We start from the raw sequence: 19,070 nt of genomic DNA, 5'->3' as shown, positions 1-19,070 counted from the left end.
TTATTCATCAAATTTTTGTTATCAGTTGAGAAAAATAAGTGCAAATATATTTAGTTAAGAATTATGAATTATGAATTATGAATTATGAATTATGAATTATGAATTTAGGATGAAAGTGACAACCACTTTCTAAAAATGATTTTAAAAAATCTATTAATATAATTTGCTTTGGAAATTTATAAAAAAGTACGTTGAGAATTACTAGGAACGAAGTGAGTAGCAATAACCACAACTGTTCACTATTCACTCTTAACTTTTAACTAAAATAATTTGTTAGTTACTGATAAAACATTAATTTGAATTTTCTCATTTGATAAATGAATAAGTTTAAGATTTAATTTGGAACCCTATAGCACATTAAGTAGTTGTATATGAAAATAATAGGGAGATAGCAATGAATATTTTTACAATTGGTCATTCAAATTATACGATGGAAAAACTGATAAATATGTTAAAATACTTTAAAATTGATTGTGTAGTAGATATTAGGGGAACGCCTTACTCTAAATATAATGTTCAATTTAATAAAGAGGTTATAGAAAAATCTTTAAAAGATGCAGGTTTTATTTATATTTATATGGCAAAAGAGTTAAGCGCAAAAAGAGAAAATAAAACTTCATATAACAAAGAAGGTTATGCAGATTTTGAAAAAGTTATTTATGAAGATGAATTTAAAAAAGGAATTGAAAGATTGAAACTAGGGTGTGAAAAAGGATATAATGTAGCAGTTTTAGGTGCGATGCAAGATCCTATAAGGTGTCATCGCAGTATATTAGTTGGCAGAGCTTTAAGAAAAGTAGGATTTAGTGTTAAACACATATTAGATGATTATTCCTTGGCTACTCAAGAAAAAATAGAAGAAAAGTTATTAGAAAAATATTTTTCTAATAGGGATCAAATAACGATAGATTCACTAATTGGAAAGAATATTACAAAAGATGATATGGTTTATGAAGGATATAAATTAGCTAATAAAGAAATAGGATATAGAATAGAAAATTTAAAAAATAGTAATAATTAATTTGAAATTTATTAGTTAAACATCAAAGAATAATCTTTGATGTTTTTTTATACAATAGTTTCTGTGAAATTTCATTAAATATATTGACTAAAATAATTATAGGAGTATAATAGTTCGCATAGGAACTATTTAGTTCTTATGCGAACTAAAAGGAGGGTATTTTATGAAAGACACTATGAATTCTTTTCAAATAGCCATGTTAATTAAAGAAATATATTCAATGACAACTAATAGCATTAGTAATAGTTTAAAACCATGTGGACTAACACATCAACAGATTATGGTAATGAAATTAATAGGTCATAAAAAAAAGATTACTATTTCTCAATTATGTGAGGAAATGTCTTTAGCAAAAGGAACTGTTTCGGGAATTGTACAAAGGTTAGAAAATGCAGGGTATGTAAAAAAAATTAAAGATGATAAAGATAAAAGAAATACATATGTAGTTTTTTCAGAAAAAGGATTAGAGTTTGCTAAAGAATTTAGAACATCTATAAACAATACTTTTGATAAGCTATTTGAAAGTTTAAGTATTGAAGAGCATAAAAAAATAGAAGAAGCTCTTAAATTATTATCTAAAAAAATGAAAGAGAGTGAAGAATAATGGATATAAAATTAATTTTTGCAATAATAACAATTACATTGGCATTAGTATTTTATACTACAGGTGTATTTGGGGAAAGAAAGTCTAAAATGCTTCAAAAAAAGCATGTGGTTATATTTTGGTTAGGGTTAGTATGTGATACAGTAGGTACATTAACCATGGGGCAGATAGCCAAATCTCAAACAAACAGTATCTCAACAATATCTCAAAACATACATGGCATTACAGGGGCTTTAGCTATATTTCTAATGTTATTTCATGCTTTATGGGCAACATGGGTTTTATATAAAGATGATAAAGATAAAAAAGTATCATTTCATAAGTTTAGTATATTTGTTTGGTTAGTTTGGTTAGTACCTTATGTAGTAGGCATGGTTATTGGAATGAGTAATTAAGTGTACATATAGATATTTAAAATAATTGATAAAACATAATTTTAAATCCAATAAAAACTATAATAACTAATATTAAAGCTAAGAATCAGATAAAGACAGGATTCTTAGCTTTAAATTTGTTAATACATAAAAAGCAATATTTTTAACTTATAGATAATAAATGTATAATAAATGTATGTTTAAATTTATTGTAATAAATACAGGGGGAACTTATGAAAATACTAAGTGTAAAAGATGTGCATTACAAAAGAGAAAATACTAATATACTTAATGGAGCAACCTTTAATGTGGATAAAGGGGATTGTATATCCATTATAGGGCCATCGGGAAGTGGAAAAAGTACATTGCTTAAAATTTGTGCGGACTTATTACCGATAAATAGAGGGGAATTATATTTTAAAGGAGAGAATTATTTAAACTATAATCCTTTAGAAATTAGAAAACAAATAAGTTATTGTGTTCAATTACCATATTTATTTGGTACAAGTGTTTATGATAATTTAGAATTTCCATTTAAGGTACGTAAAGAACCTTTTGATAGATATAGGGTTATAGAGCTACTTAAAAAGTTTAATCTAGAAGAGGAATTTTTACAAAAAGATATAGTTAATTTATCTGGTGGAGAAAAGCAAAGGGTTTCAATTATAAGAAATTTAATTTATATACCCGAAATAGTGTTATTAGATGAAGCTACGTCAGCTTTAGATAAAGAAAATTCTAAGTGTGTTGAAAATTATATTAAAGAATTAAATATTCAAGGGCTAACTGTTTTATGGGTTACTCACAGCTTAGAACAAAGCACTAGCATTTTTAATAAAAGAATATTGGTTTCAGAAGGAAAAATAGATAGAATGGAGGTTATTAAATAATGAGTACAATGTCACTTATTATAGCATCATGCTTGGTTGCAATACCTATATTTATATCTTATAAAGAACATTTAAATTTAGAAAAAGAAATATTGATAAGTATTTTAAGAGCAATTATTCAATTGGTCATAGTGGGGTATATTTTAGATATAATATTTGGGTTGGAAAAGCCAATATTTACAATTTTGTTAATATTAATTATGATTATAAACGCAGCTATAAACACTAAAAAAAGAGGTGAAGGAATAAAAAATGTGGTTTTAATATCTTTTATATCTATGGTTTCTGGAACCATAGTAACTATTACTGTACTTGTAGCATCAAAAGCTATAGTATTTACACCTAATGAAGTTATACCTATAGCAGGTATGGTGGTAAGCAATTCTATGGTGGCTATTGGATTAAGTTATAGAAATTTAATTAATTCTTTTAATATAAGAAGATCAGAAGTAGAAGTTAAATTGTCTTTAGGTGCGGATATTAAAGAAGCGTCTAGAGATATTTTGAGAGAAAGCATAAAAATGGCACTATCTCCAACTATTGATTCAGCTAAAACTTTAGGAATAGTTTCATTGCCAGGAATGATGACTGGACTTATTTTAGCAGGTACTGCTCCACTTATAGCAATTAAATTTCAAATAATGGTTACTTTTATGATTCTATCTTCATCATCGATATCCACAATGATAGCTACATATATGAGTTATAAAGACTTTTTTAATGATAGAAAACAATTAAAAATATAGTTATAAAAAACTGTTTTAAAGTAGAATTAAAATGTTACTTTAGAACAGTTTTTTATATTATAGTAAATTTTAAATTAGAATAAAGTTTGAGAATATAGTGAATTAAGATTTTTACAATAAATTGAAATGGATGGTTTAAAATAGTAAATATATGTTAATGATATAAATAAATATATATTATAAAGGGGATGAAGTCAATGAAAATAGTTGATTTAAGAAAATACGACTTCTACTTTGGAAATGTGACAAAAGTAAATGATGAAGAGTTTATATTTGGACATATGAATAAAGAATGTGGAAATGTCTATCTTAATTTTTATAAATATGATTTGATTAAAGATAGCATTATAAAACTAAATAAGTACGGCATACCAATGTATGATTTTGCAACTACACTAAGTACTATTGTAGAGGATGGATATATTTATACTAATGTTTTAGGAATTTCCAATTACTATGATTTTTATAAGATGTCTATTCAAGATGGTACTGTAGAAAAGTTATATAGCTTTGATAAAAGTGGAATAATAAATATGTTAAACAGCAGATATGTCTTAGCTTACGGAGAAGATTATAAAGATGATGAAGAGATGTATGAATCTATATATGAAGAAGATGGAATTTTATATTTAATAGATTTAATTGAAAGAAAGACATATGTTATAAAGGATAATGTAATTAGGCTTGAAGATGGTGGATATTTTAAAGTTTACAAGTATAATAATGAGGAATGGATAGTTTTTGAAACAGATCAAAATATAAACGATAATTCAGTAAAACTACATATTCATAAAGATGGTTATGGTGTTAGTTTAATGAGAATTAGTGTGAATCAATTAGTAGAGGATGTTAAAAATAATGAAGAAAGTTTAAAAGTAACACCTATAATGGAATGTACAGAAAATATTGGAGTAAGATTTTTAGAAATGGATAATGATAATATTTATTTTAAAGCCACTGATTTTAAAAATAACATTGAAAAAATTTATGAAATAGGTAAAGAAAAATTTCATATAAATAAGATTAAAGAGTATGATTTTGAAGTAGACAAAGAAGGAAGAAAATACACAGTTTATGATATTAATAGTAAACAATTGATTTGTAAAAAGTTAAAAGGAGAGAATGTTTTTTATTGTGAAAAAAGTAATAAAGAAGTAGCATCTAAATGGGAAAAAGAAGAGTTTATAAAAATTATAGATAATAATATGATATTAGAGTCTGTATATGAAGATAAAATAAGGGTTATAAATTTAGAGGATTTAAGTGAAAAAGAGTATGAAAATAGTTATGAAATAATAGGAAACAACCTTATACTATTTGAAATTATTTAAAATCGAATAACATGTTTTGCGGATAAAAGAAATATACTGTATTAAGTATATTTCTTTTGTTTTGAGGTGATATTATGAAAAAAATAAATATAAAATTAATTTTATGGGTAGTATTTTGGATAATAGCAGGATTATTTGTATATACTGCGTATAATGTACTTATAGGTTTTACTATTTAAAAAACAGAATTATATATAATTCTGTTTATGATATAATGTTTTAGATAATTTAATTATTATATACGGAAGATGAGGAGTTAAACAAATGAAGAATAAGTGGAAAATTAGAACTATAATAAGCTTGCTATTAGTGTTTATGGTAAGTTTTTTAATGATTGGTTGTGAAATAGAAGGGGATATTTCAGATAGAAAAAACACTAAAGAAAATAATTTAACTGTAAGTTTTATAGATGTAGGACAAGCAGACAGTATTTTAATACAATGTGGAAATGAGACTATGTTAATTGATGCAGGAAATAATGATGATGGGAAAATAGTAGAAAATCACTTAAAAAAGATGAATGTATCAAAAATAGATTATTTAGTAGGAACGCATCCACATGAAGACCATATAGGAGCTTTGGATTATGTGATAGATAATTTTAAAATTGGTACTGTTTATATGCCTAAAAAGACAGCTACAACTAAAACTTTTAAAGATGTTGTAAATTCTTTAAATAAAAAGGGATTAAAACCTATAGCACCTAAGGTAGGGGAGACTTTTAATATAGGTTCAGCAAAGGCTACAATTATTGCACCAGCAGAAGATTATAAAGATGCCAATGAGTCTTCTATAGTTATAAAAATTCAATATGAAGATACAAGTTTTCTATTTGCCGGAGATGCAGAAACTCTTTCAGAAAATGATATGCTTAAAAGTGGAACAGATTTAAGTGCAGATGTTTTAAAGTTAGCACATCATGGATCACGTACTTCTTCTAGTGATAAGTTTTTGGATAAGGTAAATCCTAAGTATGCAATTATAAGTTGTGAAAAAAACAATGATTATGGTCATCCACATATAGAAACTATAAATAAAATGAAAAATAGAAATATTATAGTACATAGAACAGATGAAGAGGGTACAATAATTGCTACCAGTGATGGTAAAAATATTAGTTTTGATAAAAATAATGGAACTTATAGTGAAGGTGCAAAAGTTAACCTAGAACAAAATGATGAAAAAGATATAGAGGCAGATAGTATATCAGAAAATAAGAATGAAAATGATATGAAGGTTTATTTTACTGAAAAAGGAAAATCATATCATTTAGATAAAGATTGTTCTAGTCTTAAAAATAGTAAAAACATATTAATGGGAACATTAAAAGAAGCAAAAGATAAGGGGAAATCTGATCCTTGTGATAGATGTGCATTATAATATAAATAAAAAAACAGAATGACAAGTAAAAAGTCATTCTGTTTTTTTATATTGAATTCTTATTGTCTAAGATCTTTTTAGTTTTAGTTTGTTTTGTGAAGTTCCAAATGTTAATAATTAAAACTTTAAATATATTATATATAGGTACTGCAACAAATGCTGCAAAAAAACCTCCAAAATATACACTAGCAGTAATAACAATTATAGTTGTTAAAGGATACATGTTAAGTTGGTTTCCTGTTATATTAGGAGTTATTACATTTCCTTCTAATTGCTGAACAATTATCGCTAATAGTACTACTTTTATAACCATAGGGAAACCCATACCTAATGCTAAAATTAGTGCTGGAAATACTCCAAGTACTGCACCTAAAAAAGGTATAAATGAGGTTATAAATGAAAAGAAAGATAATACGAAAGCGTTAGGCATTCCAAGTATCAAATAACCAATAAACATTAAACTGCCAAGTATAAATGCTACCATTACTTGAGCAGAAATGTATTGTTTTAAAACAGTATCAATGTCTTTAAGAATTTTTATGATAAATGTTTTAGATTTGCTAGGTAAAAAATTGCAAAGGGAGTTATATATCTTATATTCATCTTTTAATATGTAAAACATTATTATAGGAATTAATATAAGTTGCGCAAAAAAGTTACCTACAGAGCCAACTACAGAAAAGGCACCCATACTAATATCTAAAAATGAGGTTGTTATAAATGATGATAATCTACTTAGCATATCATTAAATTTAAGAATATCATTTAGTTGTGGAAATAAATAGCTATACTTATTAGCCAAATTTTCTAAAGTTTGATTTAAAGATTCTATTAGTGAAGCTCCCTCATTAGCTACTACTGAGCCTGTAAATATACTCATCATAACAATTAAAACTATTATAGAAACTATAGTTATAATCGTTGCTAAAGCATTAGGCACATTATGATCTTTTAAAAATCTATTTATTGGTCTTAGAATATAGTAAAGAAATATAGCTAATATCATAGGTATCAGCATAGCATCCTTTAAGCTCACAAGTGGAGTTAATATGAAATTAACTTTTGTTAATAAAAATATACCTAATAATATTAGATTTAAAATTACTAGATAATATATAGGTTTTTTATTTACCAATATGTACACCTCCTTATAAAATTTATTATATAAATATAGAAAAACAATCTCGCATTTAAATTTATTCAATAATTTAAAAATATTTTCATACAAAATATGGTGTTGAATTTTAAGTATTTCCGAGGATGTCTTACTATTTTAAGTATCCAAGTTTTCAAATAATTATTTTAAAAGTAAACTTGGAATTTGATATTATACCAATTATAGCAAAAGCTTTTTATAATTTAAACTGCTTTTAAGTTATAAAAGTTATTTATCTTTAAAAATTAATTATTTTAAGGATAAATAACTTTTATAATTAATTAAAACATATCTTTTTTATTGAAAAGTAGTGCTACACATACAGTGATAACTAATATTATTAATACAGTGATAAAAAAACCAAATTTACCATCAGTGAATGGGATTCCACTAACATTCATACCAAATACACCAGAAATAAGGGTTGGTATAGAAAGTACAATTGTAACAGATGTTAAAAATTTCATAACCATATTTTGATTGTTAGAAATAATAGAAGCAAAAGTTTCTGTAGTACTACTTAAAACATCACTATATATGTTACACATTTCAATTGCTTGACGAGTTTCTATTATTACATCTTCTAATAAATCAGTATCTTCATCGTATTTTTTTAACATTTCTAATTTAAGTAACTTTTGCAATGTAACCTCATTAGATTTTAAAGATGTTGAAAAATATACTAGTGATTTTTGTAAAGATAAAAGTTGAAAAAGTTCCCTATTTCTTATTGATTTATAAAGACTCTTTTCTACTAATAGGCTCTTTTTATTTATTTGTCTTAGATATAATAAGAAATATTTAGCTGCTCTAAATAAAATTTGCAACATAAATCTTGAACGTTTAAAGGAATAAAAAGATTGGATTTTTCCTTTTTCAAAATCACATATTATATTACTATCTTTAAGAGATACAGTTACTATAGTATCTTTTGAATGTATGATTGCTAAAGGATAAGTATCATAAGTTAACGAGTTATCATCTATATCAGTAATAGGAATATCAATAATAACTAAAATGCAACCATCTTCAATTTCAATACGGGAGCCTTCTTCTTCATCTAATGCTGCTTTTAAAAAATCTAATGGAATATTAAGTTTACTAGATACAAAATGAGCTTCTTCATCAGTGGGGTTAATCATATTAATCCAGCATCCATTTTGAATAGTATTTATTTTATTTAAATTACCGCTAAGCTCACTTTTGTAAATTGAAAGCATAAATTAACACCTCATTATTAAGAGCCTAGGAAAATTATATACTTTTATTATATTATTGACAATAATTACTCAATAAATCATAATAATTATTATTATAATAAATATACATATATATATATGTATATAGGGATACAAGTTTAAATGAAAAATTATAAGTGAAAATTTTGATTTAAATTAAGAATAGTAAAAAACTAGTCACTAATATAGTTTTTTATTTATATAAAGATTTCTAGAGTGATAGATGTATATAATAAAACTTTAGATTAGAGCCTTATATACGTAGTTTTTCATGTTTACTAATTAATTAAATGGAGGCTTAGATGAGCATTGTTCAACTTTTGTGGATAGCCATTGCTGTTGGATTAGATGCATCAGCAGTAGCATTTGGAATTGGTTTAAATGAGAAGGTAGAAATGAAAGATAAATATTGTTTAACATTATCCTTTGGTTTCTTTCAATTCTTATTTTCCTTCATAGGTGGAAGCCTTGGAAAAACTTTTTCAGACAATATAATAACAGTACCAACTATTATAAGTGGAATGGTTATAGCTATAGTTGGTATAATGATGATTAAAGAGGGCATGGAAAACCAAGGAGAATATCCACTGCTAAGTGGAAGAATATACTTTATAATTGGAATATCAGTGAGTATAGATGCAATGGTTGTAGGTTTTATAACTTTAATAAATATTACTTATGGTATTTTAATGATATATAGTTTAATTATTGGAAGCATTGCTTTAATTATGAGTGTAATATCCTTCATAATTTCAAAATATTTAGGCAGAATAAATTTAATAGGTAAATATGCAAACTATATAGGTGGGGTGATATTAATTTTATTTGGATTAAAGATGATTTTTTTATAAGAGAGGATGAAGAGAATGATTAATGAATTAAAAGGATTAAAATCTTATTCAGCATTTAAGTTTTTTAGAGAAATGAATGAAATTCCAAGAGGATCTGGTAATGAAAAAGCAGTAAGTGATTGGCTTGTAAAATTTGCAAAAGAGAGAAATTTAGAAGTTATTCAAGATGATGCTTTAAACATAATAATTAAAAAACCAGCAACAAAAGGATATGAAAATTCAAAAGGAATAATACTTCAAGGTCATATGGATATGGTTTGTGAGAAAAATAAATCCACAGAACATGATTTTGAAAAGGACCCTATTGCCTTTATTATTGAAGGGGATATATTAAAAGCGGATGGAACTACATTAGGGGCAGATAATGGAATTGCAGTAGCTTTTGGTTTAGCAATATTAGATTCAAATGAAATACAGCATCCACCAATAGAATTAGTAGTGACTACAGAAGAAGAAACTGGTATGGGTGGTGCTATGAGTTTAAATCCTGAAAATTTAGATGGAAGAACACTTATAAATATAGATTCAGAAGAAGAAGGTAAATTTTTAGTAAGTTGTTCAGGTGGTGTTAGAGTAGATATTTCAATACCAGTTAAAAAAGAAGAATTATGTAGTGATAAAGAATTGCTGAAAATATCTGTAAAAGGATTAAAAGGCGGACATTCTGGAATGGAGATTAATAAAGAAAGAGGAAACTCTAATAAATTAATAGGAAGATTTTTAATGGATTTAAATTCTATTATAGATTTTAAATTAGCTGATATAAATGGTGGAGCTAAGATGAATGCTATTCCAAGAGAAGCAGAAGCAACTATAGAAGTTTCTAAAGAAGATATATCTAAAGTAGAAGTCAAAGTTTCAGAATGGTTTAAAACATTTAAAAATGAATTCCAAGGAATAGATGATGATATAGAATTAATTTGTGAAAAATCCACAGAAAATATAGAAAAAGTTTTTGATTTAGATTCAACGCTAAAAGTGTTAAGAATGTTATTTTTAATTCCTAATGGAGTTCAAACCATGAGTATGGCTATAGATGGTCTTGTTCAGAGTTCAACAAATATAGGTGTTGTTACAACTGAAAACAACTCTGTTAAATTTGACAGCGCTGTAAGAAGTTCCGTTAAATCATTAAAAAAAGCTATATGTGATGAAATGATAGTTTTAACAGAAATGATAGGTGGAACTATTGATTTTCAAGCAGATTATCCAGAATGGCAATATAAATCAGAATCAGCAATAAGAAATATATTTACAAAAGTATATAAAGAAATGTTTAATAAAGAAGCAGAAATAACAGCAATACATGCTGGACTTGAGTGTGGATTAATAGGAGATAAATTTAATGGAGAATTAGATCAGATTTCTTTTGGTCCCAATATATTTGATGTGCATACACCAGGTGAACATTTAATTGTATCTTCAACAGAAAGAATGTTTAATTTCTTAGTAGAAGTATTAAAAGAAGCAAAATAATTATAGTTTATATAAAAATAAATTATATTATTTAAGATAAAATTGAATATTTAAAATGTTAAATGAAAATTCATTTTTCTTATATTTTTTAATAATTTTAAAATAAGGTTAATAAACTTTTTGTGATAAAATAAGTTAGAATTTCATTATTGAAATTCTAACTTTTAATTAAAAAAGATAATAGTTTAAACTATTATCTTTTTTAATTAGTGGAGTTTTATAAATTATTTAAAATATAGGAGGTATTTTTATGGTAAATATTTTATTTGGATTAATTGCTATAATTTTGTTATTAGGCTTAGCTGTTTTATTTTCAAATAATAGAAAAGCAATAAAGTATAAAATAATTATTCCAGGAATCTTAGTTCAAGTATTTTTAGCAATTTTTGTATTAAAAGTGTCAATAGGCCAGAAAATTTTGATGGCAATAGCAAATGGACTAAATAGTATATTTAACAATGGATTTGAGGGTATAAAATTTGTATTTGGAGATTTATCTTTAGGATTTGTATTCGCTATTAATGTATTAGGACTAATAGTATTTACTTCAGCATTAGTTTCTTTGCTATATTATCTTAAAATTTTACCAATTATAGTTAATATAGTTGGTAAAGCGGTATCAAAAATTATGGGTACAACTTTAGGTGAAAGTTTTAATGCAGTAGGTAATATATTTTTAGGTGGTACAGAAGCACCTATACTTATAAAACCTTATTTGAAATCTATGACCAAATCTGAATTATTTGCAGTAATGGCAGCAGGATTTGGTAGTGCATCAGCAGCTATACTTGGAGGATATTCTATGATGGGGATAGATTCGAAATATCTTCTTATAGCTATATTTTCCGTTCCATTTAGTACTCTTATGGTTTCTAAAATATTATATCCAGAAGCAGAAGACGTTGAGATTAAGGAAATAAAAATAGAAAATAGTACAGCAAAAAATGTATTTGATGCAATAGGTGAAGGAACAGGTCAAGGATTACAGTTAGCATTAAATGTTGGTGCTAGTCTTATAGCTTTTATAGGATTAATGGCATTGATAAACAGTGTTTTGGGTGTAGTGGGGTTAAGTATAACATCTATATTAGGATTTTTACTAAGACCATTAAGCATATTATTCCATATTCCTTCAAGCGAAGCAGCAAGTTTTGCTTCTTTGATTGGGACTAAGATGGCAGTAAATGAATTTGTTGCATTTAGTGATATGTCATCTATAATAAATACACTTTCACCAAGAACTATAGCTGTATTATCAGTTGCGTTATGTAATTTTGCTAATTTATCATCTATAGGTATTCAAATTGGAGGATTTTCAATTTTAGCACCTGAAAGAAGAGAAGAAGTTACAAAAAATGGATTAAGGGCGTTGCTTTCGGGAACTATATCTACATTAATAACTGCAGCTATAATAGGAATGATAGTATAAGTACATATAATAATGACTGTTTTAAAGTAGGACATAGATTTCTATTTTGAAACAGTTTTTTATTAATATTTTTTATTAGTAAAAAACATAATAATTTATAATTATGGAATTTGTTGTTTAGTTAAAGAAAGATGTGTAAAATATACTAATGAATATAATTTATATCCTTATATAATATTAAATAATAGATTAATGTTCTTTAAAATTTTGTGTAATATATGTGTAAGAATATGCATAACGGTATCGATAGCGTTTATTTACACAAATATACTTGGAATTTTTGAACTGTTATTTTTAAAATATGTCTAAAATGATATAATTATTGTAAGTATATTAGTTAAATAATATATTTAAAAAAGAATTAAGGTGATATATTGGATGTATGTAAAGATCTTAAAGAAAAAAATTTAAAAGTTACAAAGGCTAGAGTTAGTATATTAGAGTTGCTTTTTAAATCAGATAAATGTTTATCAGCTAATGAAATATGGGAAAATATTAGAAAAACATTAATAGGAATAGATTTATCAACTGTATACAGAAATTTAGATGTATTAGTAAATAAAAATATAATTGAAAAAGATATTTTAGACAATAATATATATGTTTATTCTATTCAAGAGGATATTCATATGCATACTATAATTTGTGAGAGATGTAATAAAGCTTTTGAAATTGAATGTCCTATGCCTAAGCTTAGGGAATATATTAGATTGAAAACAGGTGTAATAATTACAGATCAATGTATAAATGTAAAAAATGGAATATGTAAGGAATGTAATAAAATAAATGAGAAGTAAAAATTTATTTAAGGAAGATAGTATTGAACTACCTTCCATATACCATTTTTATTTAGTTGAAGTTCTAGTTTGTATTCAATAATGTTATAAGGTGCTTTATCAATAATTCCTGTTACTTTAACAATTGCAATACGATTGTCCATAAACTCTATAGTAGAGCTTTCAAGTTTGAATAGTTTATATTTATTAAATAGACCTTTAGTGGTATATTTTTTTATGGCATAGTTTATATCTTTGCAATTATTTTCACAATAATTATTATAAACAGTTAATGAAAGAAATAGTATTACAATTAAAAATAATGTTATAATGATATACTTATTTAATTTATAGCTATTATTAAATTTGAGACGTATAAAAATCACCTCTAATATAATTTTTACATTAAATATAATATTAAATATAATACAAAATATGCATAAAGGAAGGTATTTTAAATGGAATTTTCATCTTTAGTACTTATGGAAAGAGAAAAAGAAACAAATTATTTAGTTAAGGAATTAGGAAGTTATGAAGTAGGGGAAGGGGCTGAATATGTTACCAAATTATTTTATGATGGTGACGAAATAAATTTATACTTCGATACTCAAAGGGATGTAGAAGAGTGGGAATACACAGCGATATATGATGTTTTTAATGAAGGTAAATTTGAAGAGAAAGGATTTAATATAGACGTGTACGATGAAGAATATAACCCTACATGGATAATTAAATTCCAATATGATGAAGAACATGAAATAATAAAAGAAAAATTAGAAAAAATATGTTTATTAATAAAACAAGAGATGGAAAAAGCTTTTAGTGAAATAAAAACTATGAAAATAGATTAAAAATAAATTTAAAGGTGTTAGGGTAGGGGAAAGATGCGTTTAGAGTATATTGGAAATGTAACCGACTCGGAGGTTTTAGGTAAAACTGTATTTGATAATGATGGTAGAATACTATTAAAATCTGGAGTTAAATTGACAAAAAGATACATAAAGAATCTTGAAAAATTAGGAGTTTATTATATATACATTGAAGATAAAAGGTTAGATGATGTAGATGTTGAAGACTGTAAATTAAATGTATTAAAACAAGACACGGTTAAATCTTTGAATAAAGTTATGAATAATGTAGGAATGTTTAATAAAACAACCACAAAAGAATATTTAAATAGGGTGACAGATTTAATTAACTATATATTAGATGATGGAGATATAAATAAAAGTTTATTTGATATTAAGACCTATGATAATTATACTATGATACATAGTGTAGATACTGGTGTGATGGCGGCATTTATGGGAATTGGTATTGGACTTAAGAAAAATGAATTAAATGATTTGGTAGTAGGTGGTATACTCCATGATGTTGGGAAAGTAAAAGTTCCAATATCAGTAATAGATAAGAAAGGGCCATTAACTTCAGAGGAATTTGAAGAAATAAAAAAACATCCATTATATGGCATAGAAATTTTAGAAAAAAATATAGCTATACCAGAAAGTGCATTAAAAATTGTAGAGCAACATCATGAAAAAGTTAATGGAAAAGGGTATCCATATGGGTTAAGTGATTTACAAATAAATAAAAAAGCTAAAATTGTATCTGTATGTGATGTTTATGATGCTGTAAGTAGTGATAGAAGCTATAGAAAAAGATTTTCACCTAAGGAGGCTTATGAACTTATATTATCGGATTCTGGAAGAAGTTTTGATGAAGATGTTGTAAGAACCTTTAGAAAAGTGTTTTCTGTTTATCCATTAGGGAGTTGTGTAAAATTATCAGATGGAAGAGAAGGGTATGTAATAAAACAAAATGAAAATTTCCCTGATAGACCAATTATTAGGATGTTATATGATTATAAAACTGGAATGCCAATCAAGTTTTATGAAATTGATTTATTAAAAGAACTAAATTTAGTTATTGTAGCTGTAGTTTAGTTATGATATTCTATTAAAACAACATTTATAGGATAAAGATTATTATAATATCAAAATTTAGGAGTGAGTGTATGAAAGTAAACAAAGAGCAGGTCCTAGAAAATTTTAAAAAAGGTCCTAGTGTAACATATTTACTGATAATGATAAACATTATTATGTATATTATCACTGCATTTACGTCTTTTTATTATTTTCATGGTGGAATATTAAATATAGATACGAGAGCAATTATTGTACTTGGTGGTATGGTGAATCTTTTAGTTAAAAATGGAGAATATTATAGGCTGTTTACTGCTGGATTTTTACATGCATCAGTATTACATTTAACATTGAATATGATTGCATTGAATGCCATAGGAAGTATTGTTGAAAAAATATTAGGAAAAGGCAAATTTATAATAATATATATTTTATCTTTGATGTTTGCATCATATGGAAGTTATGTAGTTGCTAATGTAAAACTTGGAGTAGGTATATCTGTAGGTGCATCTGGAGCTATATTTGGACTTTTAGGTTCTTTATTAATTATTGTATTTTTAAATAAAAAAATCTTTGGGAAAACTGTATTAAGAGGAATAACAGAAGTAATAGTTGTAAATTTATTAATAGGTTTTTTTGTGCCTAACATAGATATAACAGCTCATATAATAGGTGGAATCGTTGGAGCAATAATAACTTTTATAATAATTATAATTGAAAGAAAAAAGTTAAGAAAACAATAATAGAATAATTATTAGACATATTATAATAGACAATAAAAGATAGTAGAGTTACTGCTATCTTTTACTATTTTTTATTTGTGAAATATATAAATATGAGTAGGGGAATGGTATGCGTTTTGAGTTAATAACCAATGTGAAAGAAAATGAAATATTAGGGAAAAGCATATTGGATACAAGTGGAAGGATTTTATTGAAATCAGGAGTAAAACTAACAAATCAATATATAAATAGACTTGAATCTTTAGGCGTTATATATATATATGTAAAAGATGAAAGACTGGAAGATATAGAAATAGAAGATACAATGTTGAGTGGGTTAAAACAAGATATAATTAAGTGTTTAGGGAAGGTTATGAAAAATGTGGGATCATTACCCCAAACACATGTGAAGGAATATGTTGAAAGTGTTAAAGAAATGATAGACTATATAGTTGAGTTAAAAGACATAAATAAGAGTCTATATGAGATAAAGACACATGATAATTATACTATGCTTCATAGCGTAGATACAGGTGCTAATGCTGCATTTATGGGGTTAGCATTTAGAATGAATAGGGATATGTTGAATGAATTAGTTATAGGCAGTACATTACATGATATAGGAAAAGTAAAGGTTCCTATAAATATAATAGACAAAAAAGGTCCATTAACAAAGGAAGAATTTGAAGAAATAAAAAAGCATCCTATATATGGTGGAGAGGCCATAAAAAAAAGCTTTAATATATCAAATTCAGCGTTACGGGTTATATTAGAACATCATGAAAAAATAGATGGTTCTGGATATCCATATGGGTTAAAAGATGAACAAATAAGTATATACAGCAAAATAACAGCGGTTTGTGATGTGTTTGATGCGTTAACTAGTGATAGAAGTTATAGAAAAAAATTTAATCCAGCAGATGCTTATGAAATGATATTATCAGGATCAGGAACAAGTTTTGATAAAGATGTTGTTAAGAAATTTAAAAATGTATTTTCTATTTATCCCTTAGGTTGTAGAGTAAAACTTTCTAATGGCTATAGTGGGTTTGTAGTAAGACAAAATCAGGGGTTTCCGGATAGACCAATAATAAGAGTTATGTGTGAAAATAATGAAAAAGTACTAGGAAGTTATTATGAAATAAACTTATTAAGGAAAACTGATGTTATTATTATTGGAGCATTTATGTAAATATATTAAAATACCATATAGAAAATGTTATAAGTAAGGAGTTAGAATATGGCAAAAGTAAAAAAAGTATATGCAATTAAATATGGATATGATAATTTGAAAAATTGTGAAGTGAAAAACATCATAGTAGATAATTGGAATGAATGTTCAAGGTTAATAAAAGGGGTAAAGGGAGCACAGTATAAGAGTTTTGAAATATTACAAGAGGCAAAAGACTATTTGAGTAATGATAAAAAACTTTTAAAAAAAGGGGTAGATAAATATCCAATGGATATATTACATATATATGTAGATGGAAGTTATAATTCAAGTAGTGAAAAATTTTCTTATGGGTTAGTGGCAGTTAAAAATAATGTTATAGAGTATATGGAAAGTGGTGCATCAGAGGATACATCTCAAAAACAAATAAGACAAATTGCAGGAGAACTAAAGGCTACGATACAAGCAGTAGAATATGCTAAGTTAAAAGGAGAAAAAAAAATAGTTATATTTCATGATTATGAAGGAATATATCATCATGCATTAGGAACTTGGGAGAGAAAAGATTCATCATCAAAAGAGTATTATAATGCTATAAATAAATATATTAATGAAGATAAAATAGAAATTGTATTTGTAAAAGTTGATAGCCATACAGGGGATGTATACAATGAAATAACTGATAGTATAGCTAAAAAAGCAATTGGAGTGCCATTAACTGATGCAGTAAATAAATATATAAAAGAAAATGAAATAGCTGTAAGTGGTATAGAAGAAGAAATAAAATTAAAAGGGATAACTAATGAAAGGTATTATTTCAATATAAAAAATATTAAGGAACCGTCCAAAGAAAATAATATAGAAATAGAAAATTCAATAGATATGTTAGATAGAAATGAGTTAATAATTAAAAGAAAAGAAATAAAAGAAATTTATTTGAATTTAGGGACAGACAAATTAAAGTCAAAACTTAATAAACTAAAAAAACAGGAGCTAATTAATTTGCTAATAGAATTTGTTAAATTAGATAATGAATAATAAAAGTATAAGGTGGATGGTAACATATGAATAATATAGACGTTAAACAATTGATGGAAAAAATAATTAGCAAAGAAAATATAGTTGTATTGGATGTTAGAAGTAGAGTTCAATATAATGAAGATCATATTAAAGGAGCGATAAACATTCCCATGTCCAATTTAGCTATAGAGGCAGATAATTTAGATATAGATAAAGAAATTGTAGTTTATTGCAATAGCGGAAAAGTTAGTATTGGAGCAACACTTTTTCTTTTAGATAAAGGATTTAATGTAAAAAATTTAAAAGGTGGATTTGAAGTGTATAAAAAAATTACTAATTAAATATTATATGAAATGTTTAGCTTATATTGGATTCAATAAATCATAGTATAATTAAAACTTAGGTTATTAATTTTAAATTTTATTTATTTAGGAATTAATTTGATAAAATCGTACAAAATAGTACTATTAGATTTAATATGTATTAAATTTTTTAGGAGGGATAAAGTTGAAATTAATAAAAGTGATGGCAAAAATGGTTTTGACTGCAACAGTGACTATGGTAGCTATAGAATCTATGAAACCTAATATAAATAGAAGAACAAAAAGAAAAATAAAAAGATGTATGAAAGTTACTAAAAGTATGATAGATACATTTTATAATAATGCTATGCTATTATTGGATTAAAAATATCATATATAATAAAAATACTTTTAAATTTAAAATTTAAAAGTATTTTTAATTTTAAACATATTAACAAAAAGTTAATAAAATAGTTTATAATAATAAATATAACAAATAAATTATAATTTAATTATAATTTGTAAAAAAACATAAAAAAAACTAAAAAATTGTTATAATTAATTTTAGAATCTTAAAAATGGATTAAATATTTTGTGCTACTATAATATTTTATGTAATAAATATATATCTTTTAATATATTTATTTCATAAAATAATAGT

The 19,070-nt window shown here is 25.3% G+C and carries 20 protein-coding genes; 18 read left to right on the top strand and 2 right to left on the bottom strand.

Annotated features, from left to right (window positions below; genetic code table 11):
• Window positions 1-394 precede the first annotated feature (394 nt).
• The 7 genes from AZI32_RS09170 (at window position 395) to AZI32_RS09140 (ending at window position 6,346) form a co-directional block, all read left to right on the top strand.
• Window positions 395-1,021: a DUF488 domain-containing protein gene (locus AZI32_RS09170; protein WP_061995558.1), complete on the top strand. Its 627-nt coding sequence runs from the start codon at window positions 395-397 to the stop codon at window positions 1,019-1,021.
• A 163-nt stretch (window positions 1,022-1,184) separates the two neighbouring features.
• The gene (locus tag AZI32_RS09165) at window positions 1,185-1,625 is read left to right on the top strand and encodes a MarR family transcriptional regulator (RefSeq protein ID WP_061995557.1); all 441 of its coding nucleotides are present in this window, start codon (window positions 1,185-1,187) and stop codon (window positions 1,623-1,625) included.
• On the top strand, window positions 1,625-2,020 hold the full coding sequence (locus AZI32_RS09160) for an HsmA family protein (protein ID WP_061995556.1): 396 nt from the start codon (window positions 1,625-1,627) through the stop codon (window positions 2,018-2,020). The genes AZI32_RS09165 and AZI32_RS09160 overlap by 1 nt, the downstream gene beginning before the upstream one ends.
• A 212-nt stretch (window positions 2,021-2,232) precedes the next feature.
• Complete coding sequence (locus AZI32_RS09155) at window positions 2,233-2,889, top strand: ATP-binding cassette domain-containing protein (RefSeq protein ID WP_061995555.1); 657 nt, start codon at window positions 2,233-2,235, stop codon at window positions 2,887-2,889.
• On the top strand, window positions 2,889-3,635 hold the full coding sequence (gene fetB / locus AZI32_RS09150) for an iron export ABC transporter permease subunit FetB (protein WP_061995554.1): 747 nt from the start codon (window positions 2,889-2,891) through the stop codon (window positions 3,633-3,635). Before AZI32_RS09155 ends, fetB begins: the two co-directional genes overlap by 1 nt.
• Before the next feature lie 197 nt (window positions 3,636-3,832).
• Window positions 3,833-4,966 (top strand): hypothetical protein, encoded by a 1,134-nt coding sequence (locus tag AZI32_RS09145; protein WP_061995553.1) that lies wholly within the window; start codon window positions 3,833-3,835, stop codon window positions 4,964-4,966.
• Window positions 4,967-5,230: 264 nt separating this feature from the next.
• Window positions 5,231-6,346 carry a ComEC/Rec2 family competence protein gene (locus tag AZI32_RS09140; RefSeq protein ID WP_061995552.1) on the top strand — a complete coding sequence of 372 codons (1,116 nt, stop codon included), beginning with the start codon at window positions 5,231-5,233 and terminating at the stop codon, window positions 6,344-6,346.
• A 46-nt stretch (window positions 6,347-6,392) separates the two neighbouring features.
• On the opposite strand, the gene AZI32_RS09135 is transcribed toward AZI32_RS09140, so the two are convergent.
• Both AZI32_RS09135 and AZI32_RS09130 read right to left on the bottom strand, forming a co-directional pair.
• Window positions 6,393-7,490 (bottom strand): AI-2E family transporter, encoded by a 1,098-nt coding sequence (locus AZI32_RS09135; protein WP_242865288.1) that lies wholly within the window; start codon window positions 7,488-7,490, stop codon window positions 6,393-6,395.
• A gap of 293 nt (window positions 7,491-7,783) precedes the next feature.
• Window positions 7,784-8,722, bottom strand: coding sequence for a magnesium transporter CorA family protein (locus tag AZI32_RS09130; protein WP_061995550.1), 939 nt, complete (start codon window positions 8,720-8,722; stop codon window positions 7,784-7,786).
• A gap of 320 nt (window positions 8,723-9,042) precedes the next feature.
• On the opposite strand from AZI32_RS09130, the gene AZI32_RS09125 reads away from it, so the two are divergent.
• The 11 genes from AZI32_RS09125 (at window position 9,043) to AZI32_RS09075 (ending at window position 18,794) form a co-directional block, all read left to right on the top strand.
• Entirely contained in the window at window positions 9,043-9,591 is a 549-nt protein-coding gene (locus AZI32_RS09125) for a manganese efflux pump (RefSeq protein ID WP_061995549.1), read from the top strand.
• Window positions 9,592-9,606: 15 nt separating this feature from the next.
• Window positions 9,607-11,067 (top strand): aminoacyl-histidine dipeptidase, encoded by a 1,461-nt coding sequence (locus AZI32_RS09120; protein WP_082761204.1) that lies wholly within the window; start codon window positions 9,607-9,609, stop codon window positions 11,065-11,067.
• 250 nt (window positions 11,068-11,317) lie between these two features.
• The gene (locus AZI32_RS09115) at window positions 11,318-12,496 is read left to right on the top strand and encodes a nucleoside transporter C-terminal domain-containing protein (RefSeq protein WP_061995548.1); all 1,179 of its coding nucleotides are present in this window, start codon (window positions 11,318-11,320) and stop codon (window positions 12,494-12,496) included.
• Between the two features lie 374 nt (window positions 12,497-12,870).
• Complete coding sequence (locus AZI32_RS09110; protein ID WP_061995547.1) at window positions 12,871-13,293, top strand: Fur family transcriptional regulator; 423 nt, start codon at window positions 12,871-12,873, stop codon at window positions 13,291-13,293.
• 437 nt (window positions 13,294-13,730) lie between these two features.
• Window positions 13,731-14,123, top strand: a complete 393-nt coding sequence (locus tag AZI32_RS09105; protein WP_061995546.1) for a DUF6762 family protein — start codon at window positions 13,731-13,733, stop codon at window positions 14,121-14,123.
• A 33-nt stretch (window positions 14,124-14,156) separates the two neighbouring features.
• A complete protein-coding gene (locus tag AZI32_RS09100) occupies window positions 14,157-15,215 on the top strand; it encodes an HD-GYP domain-containing protein (protein ID WP_061995545.1) in 1,059 nt (352 codons plus the stop codon).
• Window positions 15,216-15,286: 71 nt separating this feature from the next.
• A complete protein-coding gene (locus tag AZI32_RS09095) occupies window positions 15,287-15,937 on the top strand; it encodes a rhomboid family intramembrane serine protease (protein ID WP_061995544.1) in 651 nt (216 codons plus the stop codon).
• 109 nt (window positions 15,938-16,046) lie between these two features.
• Complete coding sequence (locus AZI32_RS09090; RefSeq protein WP_061995543.1) at window positions 16,047-17,108, top strand: HD-GYP domain-containing protein; 1,062 nt, start codon at window positions 16,047-16,049, stop codon at window positions 17,106-17,108.
• A 48-nt stretch (window positions 17,109-17,156) separates the two neighbouring features.
• Window positions 17,157-18,125 (top strand): ribonuclease H family protein, encoded by a 969-nt coding sequence (locus AZI32_RS09085; RefSeq protein WP_061995542.1) that lies wholly within the window; start codon window positions 17,157-17,159, stop codon window positions 18,123-18,125.
• A 26-nt stretch (window positions 18,126-18,151) separates the two neighbouring features.
• On the top strand, window positions 18,152-18,448 hold the full coding sequence (locus AZI32_RS09080; RefSeq protein WP_061995541.1) for a rhodanese-like domain-containing protein: 297 nt from the start codon (window positions 18,152-18,154) through the stop codon (window positions 18,446-18,448).
• A gap of 166 nt (window positions 18,449-18,614) precedes the next feature.
• Window positions 18,615-18,794, top strand: coding sequence for a hypothetical protein (locus AZI32_RS09075; RefSeq protein ID WP_061995540.1), 180 nt, complete (start codon window positions 18,615-18,617; stop codon window positions 18,792-18,794).
• The last annotated feature ends 276 nt before the right edge of the window (window positions 18,795-19,070 follow it).

This window comes from Clostridium sp. ATCC 25772 (assembly GCF_001573875.1).
Taxonomy (GTDB): Bacteria; Bacillota; Clostridia; order Clostridiales; family Clostridiaceae; genus Clostridium_J; species Clostridium_J senegalense.
Note: the sequence above shows the minus strand (reverse complement) of the source record. Positions and strands in the feature narration are given on the sequence as shown.